Genomic DNA, 440 nt, shown 5'->3' with positions numbered 1-440 from the left:
TATCATTATCAAGCCTTTATCAAGCAGTGGTTACAGCAAACGGTGCAGCAGATGCAGCGCGGCACCACAAGACTGACGCTATCATCCATGCCCGATCATGGCTTTGATATTGCTCGTGATACTGGTGTATGGGTATCAGCTACGCTACTTGATGCGTCTATTCCTTATATGCCTTATCCAAGTAGCTTGTCTTTTGCCAGTAGTACCTATCACGGCCTCACCCAAGCGCGTACAGGAGATGTGAGTAGCTCGTCCTCTTCTAGCTATGCGTCTAGTATCACTGATGATAATCTACAACAAACCATCACCACACCTGTCTGGTCAGGTATTAGTGATCACGATGATGGCACCACCCCGCCCCTACGCGCATTACAACTGTCATCGGGGGCGACGCATGGGTGGCAGTTTGCTCCGCGCATCGGTCAGTCTGTGCTGCTGAA

General features: G+C 50.5%; 1 protein-coding gene. It reads left to right on the top strand.

What is annotated here, in order from left to right:
• On the top strand, window positions 1–440 hold a 440-nt coding region (locus ACT3RN_RS16145; RefSeq protein ID WP_444518874.1), incomplete at both ends, for a hypothetical protein.

It is taken from the genome of Psychrobacter sp. AOP5-GZ1-6, assembly GCF_052376345.1.
Lineage (GTDB): Bacteria > Pseudomonadota > Gammaproteobacteria > Pseudomonadales > Moraxellaceae > Psychrobacter.
Note: the sequence above shows the minus strand (reverse complement) of the source record. Positions and strands in the feature narration are given on the sequence as shown.